The organism is Planococcus versutus (assembly GCF_001186155.3).
GTDB lineage: Bacteria > Bacillota > Bacilli > Bacillales_A > Planococcaceae > Planococcus > Planococcus versutus.
The window spans coordinates 188,353-208,026 of record NZ_CP016540.2; the positions used below are offsets into that span (position 1 = coordinate 188,353).

Sequence of the window (19,674 nt, forward strand, 5' to 3'; positions counted from 1 at the left end):
ATGGGAAAACTAAAGAAAATTATAGGTGTGGTGATTATTGCCATCGTTATTGGAGGCGGAGCCGCGTTTTACTTCCTGCAAAAAGATGTTAAAGCTGAAGAAGAAACGTCGTTAAGTGCCGAAGAAGTAGCAGAACTAAGCATTGACACCGATATTATTACGACCAACCTAGCATCTTCTGGAAATTTCGGGATTGTTCAATTTAATATTTTACTGAGTGATAAAGACACAAAAGAAGAAGCTGAAAAACGGACGGCTGAAGTGCGTGCGGCAATTATTGCAACAGTCGCCAGTTTTACCAAGGAAGAATTGATTGGAGAAAGCGGCATTACGATGATCGAGGAAGAACTTGTAACGCGGTTAACCGAAGTTTTTGAAAAAGGCACAGTCGAACGCGTATTGGTAACTGAATTTAAATTGCAATAATCACAAATTCCGCTAAACATTTTGTGGAATTTGCCGATATAAATTTATAGAGAAGGTCAGGTGGGTGCATATGAAAGCAAATCAGCTGGATAATTGCCGGATTTGCGGCACATTATTCTTTAAAGACTACACTGATTATTGCCTGGACTGCTACAAGGAAATCGAAGAAGAATTCAAGTTAGTCAACGAATTTTTGAAAATCGAAGCCAATCGCTTTGCGGATATTCAAGAAGTCAGCGAGTCGACAACGGTCTCTGTCAAACAAATCGCCGAATTTATTCGTGACGGCCGTATTTACGCAGAGGACTTCGCCAATTTGGGTTACCCGTGTAAGCATTGTGGTAAAGTAATCAAAAGGCAGATCTTGTGCAGTGACTGTTTCGAGGATTTTTCATCGAAAATTGATGCGACATTGAAAAATGATAAATTCTTAGAAGAAACAGGAAGAAAACGAGTCAGGCCAAAGGTTAACGCACAATATTGGAAAATACGCTAACAGAACGAAACTAAACGACAGGGCGGTGAAGGAATGAATATCGATAAAACAAATAGTTCTTCCTTTATTCAATCTTATCAAAAAATGCAAGTGGCTCCTGTGTCAAAAACGAAGCCACTGCAAAAAGAGGACGAACTGCAAATTTCAAACGAAGCAAAAGCCATGTTCGAAAAAAACACCAGCGTGGATGTGGAAAGACAAGAAAAAATCCAACTCTTAAAAGCTCAAGTAGCATCAGGTGAATACCAAGTTGATGCTAGGAAAGTAGCCGATAAAGTTCATCAATTTTGGTTTGACAAATAAAGTGTGTGTTAAAAAGGAGGATATCGGATGCTGAACTTAGTAACCAATACGCTGGACGAATTGATCAGCATACAAAAACAGCTCATCCGTTATGCCGAGCGCAAGCAGACCGTATTGATCGAACGAAAAGTCGATGAACTGACGGAGCTTGTGAAAGAAGAGTCGAAGCTGGTCAAACAGCTAGGCCAACTAGAAGACGAACGGCAGCAACTCGTAGCCGACGTGTTGGAAGAGCATCCGGGTTTAACATTTAGCCAGTTTGCCGAACAACTTCCAGATGAAGAAGTAAAACAAGAGCTCTACTCCCAATTGACAACGTTACAAATGCTTTTGACAGAGCTTCAAGCGAAAAACAAAACAAACGAAAAAATCCTTGAAGACTCGATGAGCTTTGTTCAACATATGATTACGCAAGTAACAAAATCAAAGCAACAGCATTTCAATTATCAATCACCAGCAACTTTGCAAAAACCACAAACAAACAATCAAGGCTTTTTCGATACACGAGCTTAAGAATTGTTGGGAGGTAAGAAAACAATGGTTTCTACATTTCATGGATTAGAATTAGGACGACGCGGATTAGCTGTTGGGCAAGCAAGCCTTACAACGACGGGACAAAACATTGCCAACGTTAACACAAAAGGCTATTCACGCCAACAAGTAAATTCAAGTGCTTCTCCTTCTTTAGACGTTTGGACAGGCCAAGGCGCTCATACCGGTCAACTTGGAACAGGCGTTACGATTGATTCTATTACTCGTGTACGAGACAGTTTTCTCGACCAACAAGTTCGAGACCATTCAGAAACACTTGGACAATGGCAAGCTAAACAAACAACCTTAGATCGGCTGGAAACCATCATCAACGAACCCAGCACCAGTGGTTTAAATAGCGCGATGGACGGATTGAAAAGTGCTTGGCAAGATTTGGCTAACGAACCTGACAGTTCCGCAGCACAGGCAATTGTAAAAGAACGTGCACAAGGAGTGGTTGAAGTTGCCCAATCGATGAACAAATCGATGGACAGCTTGAAAAACGAATTGACAGAGCAAACACAACAAACAGTAGATAAAGCCAATGGTTACTTAAAACAAATTGCGCAACTAAACAAAAGCATTGTGAATGATGGCAATCAGGCCAATGATTTGAAAGACAAACGCGATGTGTTAGTAGAAGAACTGTCAACACTCATGTCCATTAAAGTAGATGAAAAATCAAATGGCAGCTATTCGATTAGCCTTGCCTCAAACAATCAATCGTTGGTGAACGGCGAAGTCGTTTCTGAAATCGATGTTCAAACCGAAACAGATGGAAACAAACTTTACGGTGGCAAATTAGCCGGATTGAGTGAGTCTATAGACATCGCAACAAACTATCAAAGCAGCTTGAACAAAGTGGTGAAAGATTTTGCACAAGCAAATGGAATGTCAGCCATGGGCGGCAAAGATCAGTCGTTGTTCATCGGAGATGCTGAAAACTTTAATGTGTCTGAGCTAAAAGTAAACTACGAAGCGAGTGCTCTGAAAAAACCGGTGGCGACAGCAGAAACCTCTGAAGCTGCACAACGTGATTTCAGAAAACTAGTAAGTCAATTAGGCGCACAAAGTCAGGCAGCAACCAACTCGGTTACCAATCATGGAGCGGCTCTGCAAGCGACAGAAAATCGTAGACAGTCCGTTACAGGTGTTTCACTTGATGAAGAAATGGCCAATTTGATTAAATATCAGCATTCATATAATGCGGCAGCGCGTTTAGTAACAATGACGGATCAAATGCTTGATACCATCATCAACCGAATGGCTGCCCGGTAAGTAAAGGGGAGAGCTAAATGAGAGTTACACAACAGATGCTTAACCAAAATGCCATACGCAATATGAGCCAAAACTTGAGCCGCTTTGAAAAAACCAACAACCAAGTAGCGAGCGGCAAACTTCTTCACCGCCCGTCAGACGACCCGAATGGTGTTAGCAAAGCGATGAACTTGAAAAGTACGCTTGCAACCAATGCACAATTCGAGCGAAACACAGGAGAAGCCAAACTGTGGATGGACGAAACCAGTCAAAATATTGACTCCATGGTAAACGCCATGCAGCGAGTTCGCGAATTTGCTGTTCAAGGCAATAACGGCACGTATTCAGAAGTTGACCGTGCAGCGATGGATGCCGAAATCGGAGAATTGACAGAGCACATTCGCCAATTGGCCAATGCAAAAGTGAATGGCAAGTCATTATTCAATGGCCAAAAAACAAATCAACTGCCTTTTCCTGAAAAAGGAAATTTTGCAACTGACAGCACAGAGCTTGTGGCTAAAACGTTCACCATCGGAGAAGGCATCAACATTCAATCGAGTGTCTTGCCAGATCAACTGTTTGGAGCTTCAGAAGACGCCACTAATCTTTTCCGCACACTCGAAAGCATATCTGCTGATTTGAAGGCTGGAACTTCCATCGATTTGGAAAAAATCGATGCTGGAATCGACCGTTTGTTGACAGTCGGTGCTGAGAACGGAGCCAGACAAAACCGCATGGAAGCAGTAGAAAATCGATTACTAGACAGTAACCTTCAAATCAAATCGATGTTGTCGAGAGTAGAAGACATCGATTACGCAGAAGCCATGATCAAGTTAAAAAGTGAAGAAAGCATCTACCAAGCAAGTCTCGCTGCAACATCAAAAATCATTCAACCCAGTTTGATGGACTTTTTGAGATAAGAAGTAAGTAGAAATCGCTCCAGGCGGACGCTTTCCGGGGGGCACGGCTTCAGCCGCTTCCCTCGCTCTGCTCAGTCCAGGGTCTTCAGCTCGCGCTGATCCCCCAGGAGTCGCCGCCTTCCACTCTTTCTGTTAAATGTCATGAAACAATAAAAAATACTAGTTTTAACTAGTAGGATATGCAGCAAAATAGCGGAGACTCCCGCGGGATAGCGAAGTGCCGAAATCCACTCGGGCGAGCCCGAGTTAGTTCGGCGCAAGCCCGCAGGAAAGCGTAGCTATTTTGCGGAATATCAGAACCAAACTTTAATTTATAAAAAAAAGCAGTCAACCCCGTGGGGTGACTGCTTTTTTTCGTTATCCTTTAATGGTATTAACCAAGCCCATCATGTCATCTGCATACGAAATGGCTCTTCCTTGTGATTGGAATAATCGCTGAGTTGTGATCAGTTCAGTCATTTCATCGGCTAAGTCAACATTCGACATTTCCAGCGCACCTTGCTTAATGCCAATCGTTCCATTTGTTTGTTGAGACAAATCGATTAGCTGCAAATTGCCGTTTGCTACTTGCTCAGCTTCAGTACCGATTAAGCGGAATCGGTTTTCACCTATTTTTTCTAACGCATTCTGTCTGTTTATTTGGGCAATCCCCATTTGGATTTCAGTAGGCGGGTTAGTGGAATCTTTATAGGAAATTGTTAACGATCCATTTCCAGCTAATTGGATATCTTTGTAGTCAGCGCCAAAAAGAATTGGCTGATTATCAGCTCCTAAGACAGCATCGCCAGTAGCCGTGACCAAGCTTACTTGATTTGAATTTGGAACGGGTTGAACTTGAAACGATCCATCTTTTGTATAAAAGGTATTCTCTTCAGACGCTACACGAAAATAAGCAGATTCGCCTTGAATCATAAAATCCAGTGGGCGATCGGTTTGTCGAATAGATCCTTGTTCGTTTCGAACGGCAGTTTGCGAAAGAATCGCTCCAGCTCCGACGCGTAAGCCAAAAGGCGTCGTACGTCCCACTTCATTTTTTTGACCTACTTGTTTTTCGATTGACTGAACAAGTGCATCTGAAAAACTGGCTTCTTGTCGTTTATAGCCAGTCGTGTTGACGTTCGCTATATTGTTACCAATCAAATCTATTTTTTTTTGCAGCTCGCTCATCGTGTTACTTGCTGTATTCATTTGGATATTCAATAGGTTAATTCCTCCTAGACACGTCCAATTTCATTGACGGCTTTTTCCATGCTGCGATCATAAGCTTGAATTACTTTTTGGTTCGATTCAAAACCACGGTATGTGGTCATCATGTCTGTCATGGTTTTCGTCAAATCAACATTCGACTGTTCAACAAACCCTTGTTTAAGAAAGTTCTCCGTCCCCTCAAGCAAATCGACGGTATCGACAAACTGAGGAAGCGCTTCTGGATTACCTGCCCAGCGCAAGAGATTTTGACCTTCTTTTACAAATTGATCAGAATTGTCAGTATAGCCGATCCATAAACGGTTTTCCCGTGTGCCATCAGCTAACACAACTTGCCCATTTTCTTGTACAGTAAAATCAGTTGAACCGACTTGTATGCGTTGTAAATTTTCTCCTAAAACAGCAAAACCTTCGCTAGTCGTTAAATATCCTTCAGTGTCTACAGCAAAAGTGCCATTTTTGGTATAACGTGTCTCTCCATTTTCTGCAGTGACAGCAAAAACCATCGAACCTTTAGTTTGAGTGTCAGGATTCAAAGGCAATAGTTCATCTAGCAATGCCATGTCTGTTGAATTTTCTGTTTCTCTTAAAGGACCTTGAAGAAAAGAGGGAATTCCTTCTTGGGTGTAGACACCAGTTGTTAAAGTACCAATATTTTGTGAGACTATTGTACCTTTTTTACCGCCTTCAATTGCTTTAATCAGCTGTTCAGGAAAAGCGCGGAATACGGTTTGGTCTTCTTTAAAACCAGGAGTATTCGCATTAGAAAGATTATTTGTCAATATTTGTTGCTGTCTATTGTTAGCCATCATGCCTGATGTAGCAGTATATAACCCACGAAACATATCATTTCTTCCTCTCAAAAGTAGCTTCGATATTCCTCGCGTATCATAACATTTTAACTAGAAAAAAAATAGAGACTTTTAGATTAATATGGAAAAAATATCTTTTAATTTTTATAAAAAGAAAAATATACAAAATTATTGAATCGTGATACTATCATTTTGGTATTATTATTAGAAAATAGTACGAAATAATTATTTTAATAGCAGAAACTGATAGTTGTACGGTGAATAAAAGCTATTAAAAAGATAAAATCTCAAGATTTAACGTTTATTAAATGAAAGATATAGATAGTTAATCATTAAAGTTTCTACTTATTGATCCATCTTTATCCAAAGGTGGGTTTTTAAATCAAGAATTTTTGTTAAAAAAAGGAGTTTATCAATGAATATATTCCCTAAATCATTAGAATCTATGGAACAAGCTTTATCTGCTTCGACACTTCGTCAACGTGTTCATTCAGCCAATATTGCAAATGTTGATACGGCTAATTACAAAAGTAAAAAAGTCGATTTTCAAGCATCATTAAATACAGCAATAACTAATCAGGGTCTTTCGAGCTACAAGACAAGTGATCGTCATTTGTCTTTTAGTAATGAATCTTCAAACTCAACTACCAAAGTACTGACGAATAATTCTACTCAATACAACCACAATGGCAATAATGTCGATATGGATGTAGAAATGGCAGAACTGGCGAAAAACCAATTATGGTATAACGCGGTTACGGAACGAGTCAACGGCAAACTCAACAGTCTCAGTTCAGTAATTAATGGAGGGAGATAGCAAAGATGAGTTTATTTAATGGCTTTAACATTAGTGCTTCCGGGCTAACAGCAAATCGTCTTCGTATGGACGTTGTCTCGGCTAATATTGCCAACGCCAACACAAATCGTGCCGAACTGGTAGATGGCGAATGGATGCCTTATCGCCGAAAAACGGTAGAGCTGTCGCAAAGCGATGTATCTCCTTTTGCTAATCAATTGCAGTCGGTCATGAACCGAGGCAATCATGCAGTAAGCGGTGTCAAAGCTTCAGAAATCAGAGAAGACAACACACCTTTCACATTAAACTACGATCCAGATCATCCAGATGCAGGAGAAGACGGCTATGTACGAACTTCGAATGTGGATCCTTTAAAAGAAATGGTCGATTTGATGTCTGCGACGCGTTCATACGAAGCGAACGTCACCGCATTGAATGCATCCAAAAGCATGTTTATGAAAGCTTTGGAAATCGGGAAATAACTTATGGTTAGATAGCGAGGGGCAAAGAAATCGCTCTAGGCGGACGCTTTTTGGGTTATGCAGCTGATGCGACAAGACGTCGCATCAGCTGCCAAGGCACTGCTTTAGTCGATTCTCCTTCGCTGCGCTCAGTCAAGGGTCTTCAGCTCGCGCTGATCCCCCAGTCGCCGCTTCCGCTCTTTCTTCTAGGAGTAGTGAAATAATAAGTGGTTTCAACTATTAGGGCATGTAGCAAAATAGCGGAGACTCCCGCGGGATAGCGAAGTGCCGAAATCCACTCGGGCGTTTAGCCCGAGTTAGTTCGGCGCAAGCCCGCAGGAAAGCGGAGCTATGTTGCGGAATGTCTACAGAAAAACGATAAATCTAAACCTACTATAACTACCTAGGAGGCACTATGGAAAAAATTAGCGGAATTCAAACGCCTTTTATTCAAAACCAATTATTCGACAAAGTGAAGCCAGACAACAAAGTTGAAGGGTTCGGGGAAATATTCAAAGATGCGTTGAAAGAAGTAAGCAAAGCACAAAATGAATCAGATAAATTAACCAATCAGTTGGTGACAGGAGAAGTTCAAGATGTGCACGAAGTGATGATTGCGTCACAAAAAGCTAGCTTGTCGTTGCAGATGACGATGCAAGTACGCAATAAGGTTGTTGAGGCTTACCAAGAAGTAATGAGAATGCAAGTATGACGAATAAATGAAAGAGAAGTTTTTAGCATATAAATTGAAGCTGAGTGAGTCATGGACTAGTTTTTCTCCTGTAACCAAATGGTCTGTTATTGGCTCTTTTTTTATCACCTTGATTATTCTGGCTGTTTTCGTTTTCTTTAGCAATCAATCCAATTTTTCTGTCTTGTATTCAGATTTATCAGCGGCTGAAGCTGGCGAAATTAAAGTAGCTATCGAAGAACAAGCAATTCCAGTAGAGGTGTCAGCAGATGGTAAAACCATCAGTGTGCCAGAAGAACATTTGGCTAATTTAAAAGTGAGTTTAGCAGCAGAAGGCATACCGAAAAATGGCAATGTCAATTATGGAACATTCAGTGAAAATATGGGGCTTGGTATGACGGACCGCCATTTTGACGTAGTAGAACGAGATGCTATGCAAAATGAGCTGGCGTATTTGATTGAACAAATTGATGGCGTGACAGAAGCAAACGTCATGATTACATTGCCAAAAGAAAACATTTGGATTACCGATGAAGAACAGACATCTACAGCTTCCATTGTGATCAAAGGTGATTCGACACTGCAATTAGATCAGAAACAAATTAACGGGCTTTATCATTTAATCAGTAAGTCAGTTCCAAGTTTACCAGCTGAACAAATTGTCATTATGGATCAAAATGGCCAAGTTTTTGAAGTGCAAGATGCTAATCAAGTGGATACGAATTTGTCGGCGTATCAACAACACCGCGAAATTCAAAAAGGCATCGAGCAAGATATTCAACGTGAATTGCAGCAAATGCTTGGATTGTTACTGGGACAAGATAAAGTGGTTGTTTCTGTTATGGCAAGTATCGATTTTACAAAAGAAAAACGAGAAGAGAAATTGGTAGAACCTGTTGATCTTGAAAAGTTCGAAGGATTAGATATTAGTGTGGAACGAATTGTCGAAACGTATTCAAGTGAAGGTACAGTTGTTGAAGACGCAGCAGGAACCGGCGAAACCGAAGTTGCCAATTACCCAGGTGCAGACGGAGCTGGTAATAGCAAATCGGAACGAACAGAAGAGCGGATTAACAGTGAAGTAAACCGGATCAATCGACAAATCGAGAAAAGTCCTTACGTGATTGATGACATTACCATTAATGTAGGAGTGGAACCACCTGTTGCTGAAAACCCAGCTAGCTTAACGCAAGAAAACATTACGGATATTAGTAATTTGTTAAAAAACGCTGTTAGTACGTCATTGAGTATGAACGATTTTAGAGCAACAGATATCGAATTGGAAGACCGAATTTCAGTTTTTGCAACCGAATTCCAAGGACGTCCGGCAATTGAAGATGAAAAACCAGAAACGACGTTTTTAGCAGGGATTCCGACGGCTCTCATTCTAGCTGTTGCTGGTGCAATTATATTGTTATTGGTTATTGTTATCGCATTAATAATGCGACGTAAAAAGAAAAACCAAACCAATTTAGAAGAAGCGGAATATAGTTTTGAAGGATTTGAAAAAGCGTTAGCTAAATCAAATCAAGTAGAAATCGAAGATGAAGAAATCGACTTATCAGAGTTTAGCAATCGATCAAATCCGAAACGCAAAACGATTGAAAAATTGGCTAAAGGGCGACCTGAAGACTTTACAAAATTGTTGCGGTCATGGATGGCAGATGACTAGGAGAGTGTCTAATGGTTAGAGGAATACATGAGTTGACAGGGATTCAAAAAGTAGCCATTTTATTGGTTGGTTTGGGACCTGAAGTTTCTATTGAAATATTTAAGCAATTGACAGAGCCAGAAATTGATCAACTGACGATGGAAATTTCCAATGTCCGGCAGCTGAAAAACAGCCAAACGGAAAGAGTCATTAATGAATTTTATGAAATGATTCTAGCACAGGATTATATGAATGAGGGCGGGTTAGTTTATGCCCGAAACATTCTCGAGCAAGCACTGGGAAAAGACAAAGCGATGGACACGATCAGCCGTTTGTCGAACCGACTTCAAGTAAAGCCATTTAGTTTTGCTCGAAAAGCTGACCCCAATCAGATTTTGAATATTCTTCAACACGAACAAGCGCAAACCATTGCGTTAGTGCTGTCTTATTTAGACGCCAAACAATCATCTAAAATCTTGGCAGAGCTGCCAAGTGGAAAACAAGCAGAAGTTGCAAGACGCATTGCTTTAATGGAAAGTACTTCACCAGACGTTATTCATCAAGTCGAGCAAATTTTGGAGCGCAAGCTGACTGCGACTGGCAGCCAAGATTATACCGCGACTGGAGGAGTCGAAGCAATTGTTCGTGTGTTGAGCAATGTGGACCGAAGTACAGAAAAATCTATTTTGGGCGAACTTGAAAAAGACAATCCCGAATTGGTTTCAGAAATCAAGAAACGGATGTTTGTTTTTGAGGACATTGTCAAACTTGAAAGTCGTTCTGTTCAACGAATTGTTCGTGAAGTCAGCGATGCTGATTTGACATTTGCATTGAAAGTAGCAAGCGAAGAAGTAAAAGACAGTATTTATCAAAATATGTCGACACGTCGAGCAGAGACTATCCATGAAGAAATCGAAGTTATGGGTCCTGTGAAACTAAAAGATGTGGAAAATGCGCAAACAAATATTGTTGGCTTGATTCGAAGTATGGAAGAAAAAGGGGAAATTGATGTGTCGCGTGGAGGAGGAGAAGAAATAATTGTCTAATATCATTCGGCTTTCTCAACCCCTTTCTGAAGAAACAAAAGTCATTCAAACACGTAAAATCGAAACTAAAAAAACTGTTTATAGGGATCAAGAATCAGATCCGAGACAGCAACGTCAGCAGTTGCTTCAAGAAATCAATGAGTTGGAATCTCGACGTAAACAATTGCAAACTCAGATTTTAAGCGACCAGCAAAATGCACAAAGTGAAATCGATAACTGGTGGCAAGAAAAACAAAAAGAATCGCAACAGCATGCAGAAAGAGTCGAACAACAAGCCAAGCAACAAGGGTTTCAGACGGGGTTTACACAAGGCCTGGAACAAGCAGAGCAAGACAGTGTTGAAAAAAGGTTGGAAATGACTCATTTATTGGAAGTCGCTTACGAAGAACAAGCGAACATTATCCAGCAGGCAGAACCTTTCTTGCTGTCACTGAGTGTGACGATTGCCGAAAAAGTGATTCACAATGAACTGACACAAGATACACAGCAGCTAGTGAGTATTATTCAGCATGCATTAAAGCAAGTAGAAGAAGTAGAAGACGTCACCATGCAAGTTTCTCCTAAAGATTATCCAATTATTCTTCCGTTTTTAGAAGAATTGAAAACGTACATTAAAGCCGATTCAGAACTAAAACTAGTTCCTGTAGCGAACTTAACAACAGGTGGCTGCAGAATTCATACAGCAAGTGGATCTTATGACGCGATGATCGATAATCAGTTAGAAGAAATCAAAAATCAATTGCTTGCTTACTGTGAGGAGAAAACCAACGATGAACTTGTGGGAAGGTGAATACCTGGAATTGCTGAGTGACATTGAACCGATTAAAAAGCATGGGAAAGTGATTCAAGTAATTGGTTTAACGATTGAATCACGAGGACCCAATGCGAAAATTGGTGAATTGTGTTTGCTTTATCCAAATCGCAACGAGCCACCAATCGAAGCAGAAGTGGTTGGATTTAAAGAAAACAGAATCATGCTTATGCCACTTCAGGACCTTTCGCAAGTGGGGCCGGGATGTTTAGTCGTTGCAACAGGAGGACCACTTCAGATTAAAGTAGGTCCTTCTATTTTAGGAAAAGTTTTGGACGGAACGGGGATGCCGCTTGACGAAAGCTTGTTGCCTCGTGGCTTGAAAAAATATTCTACTAATAACGCACCTCCCAACCCATTAAAGCGCCCAAGAATCGATAAACCTTTAGAAGTTGGAGTTCGTGCCATCGACGGTTTGCTGACTGTGGGTCAAGGTCAACGCATTGGGGTATTTGCGGGAAGTGGTGTTGGGAAAAGTACGTTAATGGGTATGATTGCACGTAACACAGAAGCGGATATTAATGTTATTGCTCTCGTTGGAGAGCGTGGAAGAGAAGTTCGCGACTTTATTGAACGTGATTTAGGTCCTGAAGGGCTGAAGAAATCGGTAGTCGTTGCAGCAACTTCAGACCAAACACCTATGCAGCGCATTAAAGCAGCTCTGACTGCAACCGCAATTGCTGAATATTTCCGGGATCAAGGGAAAAACGTCATGTTGATGATGGATTCAGTTACGCGGTTTGCGATGGCACAGCGAGAAGTGGGTCTTGCAGTAGGAGAGCCTCCGACTAGTAAAGGCTATACACCAAGTGTTTTTGCATTGTTACCCAAACTGCTCGAACGTTCGGGCACTTCTAGTAAAGGCACAATCACTGCTTTTTATACAGTGTTAGTGGACGGAGACGATATGAACGAACCGATTGCTGATGCGGTGCGCGGAATTTTAGATGGTCACATTGTGTTGGATCGTAAAATTGCTCAAAAAGGTCAATTTCCAGCGATTAATGTGATGGCGAGTGTTAGCCGTGTCATGCACGAAGTGGTTTCAGAAGAACATCAACAAGCCGCACGTGATTTCAAGCGTCTGTTAGCAGCGTATGAAACGTCAGAAGATCTTATCAACATCGGAGCTTACAAGAGTGGGGCGAACAAGGAAATTGATGATGCCATTCGAGCCTATCCGCTAATTCGAGAATACTTGCAACAAGACATTTACGAGAAAGCCAAAATAGAAGAAAGTGTTGAACGGCTATCCGCACAATTTGGAGGAATTTAAACTGACACAATTCAACTTTCGATTTCAAAAAATATTAGACTTAAAAGAAAATGAAAAGGGCTTTGCGCAGATCCAAATGGCTGAAGCTATGAAACAACATGAAGTAGGACATCAGCAAAAAAGAATGATTCAAAAAAAAATTATGGATATTGAGCAGTTAAAAAACGCCAAACAGCAAAGTGGCGTCAACATTTCAGAACTTCGCATGTTAGAAGAGTACATCTATCAGCTTCAAGATCAATCGCTTTCTTCTGAAAGAGAATTGGAATATTTGCAGAAAAAGGTTTCAGCGTCTCAAAGCGTGCTGCAAGAAAAAGCAAAAGAAGAAAAAACGTGGGAAAACTTGAAGCAACAAAAACTAACGCATTTCAAAGAAGAAAATAAAGCTGCTGAACAAAGCTTTTTCGACGAAATGGCAAGTACGCGATTTTATCGTCTAGCTAAAGCGAACAATTTAGCGGAAGGAACTTGAACGTATGGAAGCGTTAAAGCCGATGTTTCAACAAACCATTAGTCCTATCACAAAAACTACTTCGAAACCTGTTCTAAATCAAGCGGAATTCGCTTCTTTACTAGAATCATTGGCACCTCCTCATGTTAGCGAACAACCAGCACCCGCAGAAAGCATAGTAGAAATCTTAGAGTCTGTGCTAGTGTCTTTGCAAGAATTGCTAATTGAAGAGCCAACAACTGAGCATCAAGAAATTCAATACGCTATTCTTCAACTGCAAGAGCTTCAAACTGAAAGCAAGCAAGCCCATTTGACGATGGTTGATCAGAATGCACCGGACAGCAACAGTAAATTGGTTGTGTTGCTTGAGAAGATTGGAGAACAGCTACAAGTTTTAAGTGATAAATCGACTAGAGGATCTGAAAAAACGTCGATTTTTAACGAGCCGGAAGAAGAAAAAAAACGTCTAGGATTTAACGGGTTAGCACAAATTTCTAAGAAGCTGAGCGAACTGATCGACATGCTCGAAAAACAACAACAAGTAATCAAGCTAGATACGCAACTAAAAACGGTAGAGCGTGAAGTGCCGTTGTTATCAACTGTTAATGAAAGTCATTCAGTAAAGAATATTTCAAAGCTTGTCAGTGAAATACTGAAGCCACTAAATGTTACGGCTAAGTTGTCTGTTGAAACACAAGTGACTCCAAAAGAACTTGAATTAGTAGACGTTACCCCTCTTCAGAAAAGCCAAAGCAAAGAAGAAATTCAATCTCTTAAAGTACCAGTAGAAGTAGAAACTGTTCAACCTTTACCTATAGCGATAGATGGTGGAAAGTCTTCAAGCTTTTTAATGAAAGCAGAAGCCAGCCAGCAGCCATCTCCACTGATACGTTTACCAAATTTGTTAGAAGACTTGAGCGGGATGCTGAAAAACTCCATGCGTTTAGCGGAAAGTCAAGAAGGCATGAAAATGCGTGTCAACATTTTCCCTGAACATTTGGGTCATCTTGAAATCTTATTGACATCGACAAATGGCAAGCTAGCCGCTCAAATTATGGCGAGTACGCCAATGGCAAAAGAAGCGATTGAACTTCAGCTAAATCAGTTGAGAACTTCATTAATTCAACAAGGTGTGGAAGTGGAAAAAATTGAAGTGCTTGAGCAAAGTTCACAACGGTCTTTTAGCCAACAACAACCCCATGCAGAGCAGCGGTTTACACAACAACAGCAAAATAAGGCTTTGCGTAATGGTAATCGTTATTTTCAGTCTGAAGATGAATTAGTTAAAGAAATAAGAAAACCGTTATCTGAAGGATTGATGAAAATAGATTACACCGTGTAAAAGAAAGGGTGTTTTGATGAATATTTCGACAGTGACAATGGGAGCGGCGACAGCACCGGATGCTAAAACTGCACCAACAAATGCGCTCGGACAAGATGTATTTCTTAAAATTCTAGTAACTCAAATGAAGCATCAAGATCCAATGGAACCATTAAAAGACACTGAATTTATTGGCCAAATGGCTCAATTTACAAGTCTTGAGCAATTAACCAATTTAAACAAGACGATGACACAATTCGTCAACAATCAAGGAAGTTCTTCGTTAGCAGACTATGCACATTTAATCGGTACAGCTGTTAAATGGCAGTCAGAAACAGAGTCAGGTGAAGGAATCGTGAAAGCCTTGTCCAGCAAAAATGGTGAATTAATGGCTGAACTTGAAGGATCAGATGTAAAGGTGCCAATCAACTCGATTATTCACATTGAAAAATCGACAGCAACATCAAATGAACAAGAAACTGTGTAAGCCATTGTGGATAAAATGCGGTTCTTGAAAGGGGAAAATTAAATGTTACGTTCAATGTACTCAGGTGTATCAGGTATGAAAAATTTCCAAACAAAATTAGATGTTATTGGAAACAATATCTCTAATGTCAATACAGTAGGCTATAAAAAAAGTACTATAAATTTTCAAGATCTTTTAAGCCAAAATATGTCTAGTAGTGGCGCAAACCCGATGCAAGTAGGTCTAGGTTCATCCACAGCTTCAATCAACGTAAATCATAATGCAGGATCGTTAATGTCTACAGGAGTTGGAACAGATCTTTCCATTATGGGAGACGGGTTTTTTGTTGTTCAAGATCCAAAAGCTACTGCTCCAGCAGGACAGTACTTAACACGTGCAGGAAACTTTACCGTAACAGCTGCTGGTGACTTAGTAACCGCACAAGGCTACAACGTTTTAGATAGCGGACAAAACAAAATCAATGTCTCAAACTTTGAATCATTTAGTATCAATCGCTCAGGAGAAGTGGTGGGGAAACTAGCCAATGGAAACGAGCAGAAAATTTCTATCGGAATATCAACGCCAGAAAATCCTGCAGGGCTTCGTAAAATAGGGGGGTCATTATACGAAATGACAAACATAGCTAGCGCAAATGGATTAAACGTTCAAACTGCTACAACAGCGAATACAGAAATCGGATCAGGCATGCTCGAAATGTCTAACGTTGACTTAACAGAAGAGTTTACAGAAATGATCATTGCACAACGTGGATTCCAGGCGAACTCTAAAACAATCACTACTTCTGATGAGATTTTACAAGAAGTTATGAACTTAAAACGTTGATAAAAGGGGCTTAGTCAATCAAAATGATTAACTTAACTAGGTTAAACCGTTCATCTATCGTATTAAACGCAATTTATATTGAACGACTAGAATCGACACCGGATACCGTGGTGACGTTAACAACCGGCAAAAAAGTCCATGTACTGGAAACTGTAGAGGAAGTTATGGACCAAGTAACCGATTATTACCGGAAGCTAAACATTTTACCTCGTTTGCATGAGCCGAACCTAGACGAATGAGGAGGCAATCAAGTTGACAGATGCTTTATCAAATGAAAATATCGAAACCATCCTTTCAGCAATGGGCAATCATGAACCAAAAGTGATCGATAAAAAAAGAAATGTTCAAGAATACGATTTCAAGAAAGCGTTGCGTTTCTCACAAGATCAAATTCGTACTTTATCTCGTATCCATGAAAATTTTTCACGCTTGTTGACTTCTTATTTTTCGGCACAGCTTCGGACATTTGTTCAAGTGACTGTTGAAAAAGTTGAAGAAATTTCTTATCAAGAGTTTGTTCGGAATGTCCAAAAAAAATCGATGTTGGGCGTTTTCGAAGCAACACCGCTACAAGGCAGTATGGTGATGGATTTTTCTCCAGAGGTGGTATATGTCATGTTTGACCGTCTACTGGGTGGTCAAGGCAATCTCTTGCAGAAAGACAGTGAGTTGACTGAAATTGAAATCAGCGTCATTGAACGAGTATTTTCAAAGTCGCTGGATTGTTTTGAGGAAGCCTGGTCATCTGTAGTGAAACTGTCTCCAGAACTCAAAGAAATTGAAGTAAATTCACAATTTCTGACTACTTCTCCTCCAAATGAAACGGTCATTTTGGTTAAGTTGCAAACAAAAATTGGGCATGCAGAAGGCATCATCAATATCTGTTTGCCTCATACTGTGCTCGAGCAAATCTTGCCGAAGCTATCAGCGAAACATTGGCTGGCAAACCAAAAAAAAGCAGTTGAAACGCATGAATTGGAAGCGTTAGAAGAAAAGCTGCAAAGCACCAAAATGGAAATCAAAGCAGTACTGGGAAAATCAACAATCGAACTTGGAGATTTTCTGAACCTGAAAACGGGCGATGTTATTCGTTTGGACGAATCGTACGAGTCACTTGTTACGCTTCAAGTAGACAATAAATTAAAATTTTATGCGCAACCCGGCGTTTCAAAAGGTCGGATGGCTGTACAAGTAACAGAACTGTCGATTCAAGGAGTTCAATTTGATGACGACTAATCACCATTCTCCAGAAGAACGTAAAAATTTTTTGGATTACCAGAAGACAGGAGGAAAGAAGATGCCTGAAAAAGCATTCTCAAAAACAGAGACAGAAGCTATCATCGAATTGTTGAACACGTCTCTAGGAGGTTCGGCTGCTTTACTCACGTCGTTGCTTGAAGAACAGGTTTTTGTCACTTCTCCAACACTAACTGTGACCAGTCGAGATGCTGTATTTGGTTCTATCGGCGCACCGTTTTATGTGGCGCTTGGTGAGTATACAGGTTCAGCTAGCGGAATGCAGGTGCTTGCTGTTTCCAAAAAAGATGTGGATGCTGCATTAACGGCTACAGAAGACCAAGCAGAATTTCAAGCTGTTCAAGAGTTGATTAGTAAAATGTTTGATTCAGTGGCACAGTCGATGTCAACGCTGTTAGAAAAAGAACTTGCTTACTCTTTATCGGGCATGGACGTTGTAGACCAAAAGGGTGAATTTTCGTTAGCGAACTTTACAAAAGAGCAGTGGTTTACAGAGTCGGAATTCCAGTTGAATGTTAGCGGAAAGCAAAACATCCGTTTTTATTTATGTTTGCCTCTACCGCTTGCAAAAACCTTGGTGGAGATTTTAACGGCACCGTTTAATCCGCAAGAACTAAAGGAGACAAGTAACATGCCAAAGCAATCAGATGATGGGCTAAATGAGCAGGCTCAAACAACACCAATCGTACAAAATGTTCAATTTTCAAGCTTTGACAATACCGAAACAGCGCCATCTACACCGAATAACTTGAATATGTTATTGGATATTCCACTTCAAGTCACTGTAGAACTAGGCCGCACGAAAAGAGTAGTCAAAGAAATACTGGAAATTTCACAAGGCTCTATTATTGAATTGGATAAATTAGCAGGAGAACCCGTGGATATCTTGATTAATAATAAGTTGATTGCGGTTGGAGAAGTGGTTGTCATTGATGAAAACTTCGGCGTTCGCGTCACAGATGTACTGAGTACGGCTGAACGCATTTCAAAATTGCGGTAATGGCTAAATAAAAGGAGTTTGCCAAGAGTGAACAAATCAATGTTTTTGCACATAACACTACTCATGGTGGTCTTGTTTTACGCTGTAATGACGGTACCGATGACTGCTGAAGCGAGTCCAAATGTTGTCGAATGGTTAAATAATGAAGAGCCTGAAGAAAAGGTACCCGTAGAAGAAATAGAAAACGCACCGATAAAAGAAAAAAGCTTAGCTGGAATTATTGTTCAATTAATTTTGTACACGTTGCTGATTGTGGCAATGATTTACGGACTCATTAAGTTTTTGGCGGCACGTCAGAAAAACCTACAACCGAACCAAGCCGTTAAACTAATGGGCGGTACGCCTCTAGGCAATAACAAATCGCTGCAAGTGGTAAAAGTCGGTGGCCACATGTACTTGCTGGGTGTTGGGGATGAAGTAACGCTCATCAAGGAATTTTCAGATGGAGCGGAAATCAACAACATCGAAAAAGACTTTGAGCAGCAGCAACCAGCACTGTCGAAAAACTTGTTCGATTTAACAAAGAAAAAAGTTGTGGCTTATTCTAAAAAATCGCAACAAAACGGCTTTGATCAGCTGTTCAAGCAAAGTTTAAACAAACAAAAAGCTCAGCAACAAGCGCTTGAAAATGAGTTTGAAAAAGAAACGCAAGACAAGGAAGGACGTCCGCTATGATTCCGGAAATCTTATCTGCTATTAATATTCCGGGCATTGATTTTGGCGCAGAGTCCCCTGAAGATGTCTCAACAACGCTTCAATTATTCTTCTTGCTAACGGTTTTGTCTTTAGCTCCAGGAATCCTAATTATGATGACTAGTTTTACGCGGATCATCATCGTTTTGTCGTTTGTGCGAACTGGACTCGGTACACAATCCATGCCACCGAACCAAGTATTGGTTGGCTTAGCACTGTTTCTAACATTTTTTATTATGTCTCCTATCGTGGTAGAGATGAATGAAACCGCACTCCAACCTTATTTAGACGGTGACATGGTACAGCAAGAAGCACTGGATACCGCTATCGTGCCATTAAAAGAATTTATGGCAAAAAACACACGAGAAAAAGATTTGGCTTTGTTTTTTAAATACGCAGAGCTAGAAAAGCCTGACAGTATTGAAGAGATTCCGTTAACTTCATTGGTTCCGGCATTTGCAATTAGTGAAATGAAAACCGCTTTTCAAATCGGCTTTGTCATTTTTATTCCTTTTTTGATTATTGATATGGTTGTCGCTAGTACGTTAATGGCGATGGGAATGATGATGTTGCCACCGGTCATGATTTCCTTGCCATTTAAAATTTTGTTATTTGTATTGGTAGATGGCTGGTATTTAATAATCGAATCGCTGCTGGTCAGCTTTTGACGAAAGGAAGAATACAATGACTCCAGATATGGTGATCAAACTAGCCGAACAATCGATTTTTACTGTTATTCTCATATCCGCTCCAATGCTGCTCATTGCGTTAGCTGTTGGGTTATTGGTCAGTGTGTTTCAAGCCATGACACAAATTCAAGAACAAACACTAGCGTTTATCCCGAAAATACTGGCGGTCTTTATTTCGCTAGTGGTCTTTGGCCCGTGGATGTTGACTTTGTTACTAGATTACACACGAGACTTGTTTGAGCAGCTACCAAGAATTATCGGGTAAATGGAC

General features: G+C 40.5%; 25 protein-coding genes. 23 read left to right on the forward strand and 2 right to left on the reverse strand.

Going from position 1 to position 19,674, the window contains the following annotated elements; genetic code table 11:
- The 6 genes from I858_RS01020 (at position 1) to flgL (ending at position 3,933) form a co-directional block, all read left to right on the forward strand.
- On the forward strand, positions 1-426 hold the full coding sequence (locus I858_RS01020) for a flagellar basal body-associated FliL family protein (protein WP_049693888.1): 426 nt from the start codon (positions 1-3) through the stop codon (positions 424-426).
- A gap of 70 nt (positions 427-496) precedes the next feature.
- Positions 497-922, forward strand: coding sequence for a flagellar protein (locus I858_RS01025; RefSeq protein WP_049693889.1), 426 nt, complete (start codon positions 497-499; stop codon positions 920-922).
- Positions 923-955: 33 nt separating this feature from the next.
- Positions 956-1,225 carry a flagellar biosynthesis anti-sigma factor FlgM gene (gene flgM / locus I858_RS01030; RefSeq protein ID WP_049693890.1) on the forward strand — a complete coding sequence of 90 codons (270 nt, stop codon included), beginning with the start codon at positions 956-958 and terminating at the stop codon, positions 1,223-1,225.
- 27 nt (positions 1,226-1,252) lie between these two features.
- A complete protein-coding gene (locus tag I858_RS01035) occupies positions 1,253-1,738 on the forward strand; it encodes a flagellar protein FlgN (protein WP_049693891.1) in 486 nt (161 codons plus the stop codon).
- A 24-nt stretch (positions 1,739-1,762) separates the two neighbouring features.
- Positions 1,763-3,034, forward strand: coding sequence for a flagellar hook-associated protein FlgK (gene flgK, locus I858_RS01040; protein WP_049693892.1), 1,272 nt, complete (start codon positions 1,763-1,765; stop codon positions 3,032-3,034).
- Positions 3,035-3,051: 17 nt separating this feature from the next.
- Positions 3,052-3,933 carry a flagellar hook-associated protein FlgL gene (flgL, locus tag I858_RS01045; RefSeq protein ID WP_049693893.1) on the forward strand — a complete coding sequence of 294 codons (882 nt, stop codon included), beginning with the start codon at positions 3,052-3,054 and terminating at the stop codon, positions 3,931-3,933.
- A 357-nt stretch (positions 3,934-4,290) separates the two neighbouring features.
- Here the strand turns inward: flgL and I858_RS01050 are convergent, their stop codons facing one another.
- Together I858_RS01050 and I858_RS01055 are read right to left on the reverse strand one after the other, a co-directional pair.
- Positions 4,291-5,133, reverse strand: a complete 843-nt coding sequence (locus I858_RS01050) for a flagellar hook-basal body protein (RefSeq protein ID WP_049693894.1) — start codon at positions 5,131-5,133, stop codon at positions 4,291-4,293.
- Between the two features lie 14 nt (positions 5,134-5,147).
- Positions 5,148-5,984: a flagellar hook-basal body protein gene (locus I858_RS01055; RefSeq protein WP_049693895.1), complete on the reverse strand. Its 837-nt coding sequence runs from the start codon at positions 5,982-5,984 to the stop codon at positions 5,148-5,150.
- A 382-nt stretch (positions 5,985-6,366) separates the two neighbouring features.
- Between I858_RS01055 and flgB the strand changes: the two genes are divergently transcribed.
- The 17 genes from flgB to fliQ all read left to right on the forward strand — a co-directional run bounded on the left by flgB (position 6,367) and on the right by fliQ (position 19,668).
- A complete protein-coding gene (flgB, locus tag I858_RS01060; protein ID WP_049693896.1) occupies positions 6,367-6,768 on the forward strand; it encodes a flagellar basal body rod protein FlgB in 402 nt (133 codons plus the stop codon).
- Positions 6,769-6,773: 5 nt separating this feature from the next.
- Positions 6,774-7,229 carry a flagellar basal body rod protein FlgC gene (flgC, locus tag I858_RS01065; RefSeq protein ID WP_049693897.1) on the forward strand — a complete coding sequence of 152 codons (456 nt, stop codon included), beginning with the start codon at positions 6,774-6,776 and terminating at the stop codon, positions 7,227-7,229.
- A 394-nt stretch (positions 7,230-7,623) separates the two neighbouring features.
- On the forward strand, positions 7,624-7,920 hold the full coding sequence (fliE, locus tag I858_RS01070; RefSeq protein ID WP_049693898.1) for a flagellar hook-basal body complex protein FliE: 297 nt from the start codon (positions 7,624-7,626) through the stop codon (positions 7,918-7,920).
- Positions 7,921-7,927: 7 nt separating this feature from the next.
- A complete protein-coding gene (fliF, locus tag I858_RS01075; RefSeq protein ID WP_049693899.1) occupies positions 7,928-9,571 on the forward strand; it encodes a flagellar basal-body MS-ring/collar protein FliF in 1,644 nt (547 codons plus the stop codon).
- Between the two features lie 11 nt (positions 9,572-9,582).
- A complete protein-coding gene (gene fliG, locus I858_RS01080) occupies positions 9,583-10,596 on the forward strand; it encodes a flagellar motor switch protein FliG (protein ID WP_049693900.1) in 1,014 nt (337 codons plus the stop codon).
- Positions 10,589-11,386, forward strand: a complete 798-nt coding sequence (locus I858_RS01085; protein ID WP_049693901.1) for a FliH/SctL family protein — start codon at positions 10,589-10,591, stop codon at positions 11,384-11,386. Before fliG ends, I858_RS01085 begins: the two co-directional genes overlap by 8 nt.
- The gene (fliI, locus tag I858_RS01090) at positions 11,367-12,683 is read left to right on the forward strand and encodes a flagellar protein export ATPase FliI (protein ID WP_049693902.1); all 1,317 of its coding nucleotides are present in this window, start codon (positions 11,367-11,369) and stop codon (positions 12,681-12,683) included. Before I858_RS01085 ends, fliI begins: the two co-directional genes overlap by 20 nt.
- Positions 12,646-13,155, forward strand: coding sequence for a flagellar export protein FliJ (gene fliJ / locus I858_RS01095; RefSeq protein WP_239457199.1), 510 nt, complete (start codon positions 12,646-12,648; stop codon positions 13,153-13,155). Before fliI ends, fliJ begins: the two co-directional genes overlap by 38 nt.
- Positions 13,156-13,159: 4 nt before the next feature.
- On the forward strand, positions 13,160-14,476 hold the full coding sequence (locus tag I858_RS01100) for a flagellar hook-length control protein FliK (protein WP_049693903.1): 1,317 nt from the start codon (positions 13,160-13,162) through the stop codon (positions 14,474-14,476).
- 16 nt (positions 14,477-14,492) lie between these two features.
- Positions 14,493-14,942 carry a flagellar hook assembly protein FlgD gene (gene flgD / locus I858_RS01105; protein WP_049693904.1) on the forward strand — a complete coding sequence of 150 codons (450 nt, stop codon included), beginning with the start codon at positions 14,493-14,495 and terminating at the stop codon, positions 14,940-14,942.
- A 42-nt stretch (positions 14,943-14,984) separates the two neighbouring features.
- The gene (locus I858_RS01110; protein WP_049693905.1) at positions 14,985-15,764 is read left to right on the forward strand and encodes a flagellar hook-basal body complex protein; all 780 of its coding nucleotides are present in this window, start codon (positions 14,985-14,987) and stop codon (positions 15,762-15,764) included.
- A gap of 23 nt (positions 15,765-15,787) precedes the next feature.
- On the forward strand, positions 15,788-16,003 hold the full coding sequence (locus tag I858_RS01115; RefSeq protein WP_049693906.1) for a flagellar FlbD family protein: 216 nt from the start codon (positions 15,788-15,790) through the stop codon (positions 16,001-16,003).
- A gap of 13 nt (positions 16,004-16,016) precedes the next feature.
- Positions 16,017-17,000, forward strand: coding sequence for a flagellar motor switch protein FliM (gene fliM, locus I858_RS01120; protein WP_049693907.1), 984 nt, complete (start codon positions 16,017-16,019; stop codon positions 16,998-17,000).
- Positions 16,990-18,021: a flagellar motor switch protein FliN gene (fliN, locus tag I858_RS01125; protein ID WP_049693908.1), complete on the forward strand. Its 1,032-nt coding sequence runs from the start codon at positions 16,990-16,992 to the stop codon at positions 18,019-18,021. The genes fliM and fliN overlap by 11 nt, the downstream gene beginning before the upstream one ends.
- A 27-nt stretch (positions 18,022-18,048) precedes the next feature.
- Positions 18,049-18,696, forward strand: coding sequence for a flagellar biosynthetic protein FliO (locus I858_RS01130; protein WP_049693909.1), 648 nt, complete (start codon positions 18,049-18,051; stop codon positions 18,694-18,696).
- The gene (gene fliP, locus I858_RS01135) at positions 18,693-19,382 is read left to right on the forward strand and encodes a flagellar type III secretion system pore protein FliP (protein WP_049693910.1); all 690 of its coding nucleotides are present in this window, start codon (positions 18,693-18,695) and stop codon (positions 19,380-19,382) included. Before I858_RS01130 ends, fliP begins: the two co-directional genes overlap by 4 nt.
- A 16-nt stretch (positions 19,383-19,398) precedes the next feature.
- Complete coding sequence (fliQ, locus tag I858_RS01140) at positions 19,399-19,668, forward strand: flagellar biosynthesis protein FliQ (protein ID WP_049693911.1); 270 nt, start codon at positions 19,399-19,401, stop codon at positions 19,666-19,668.
- Positions 19,669-19,674 lie beyond the last annotated feature (6 nt).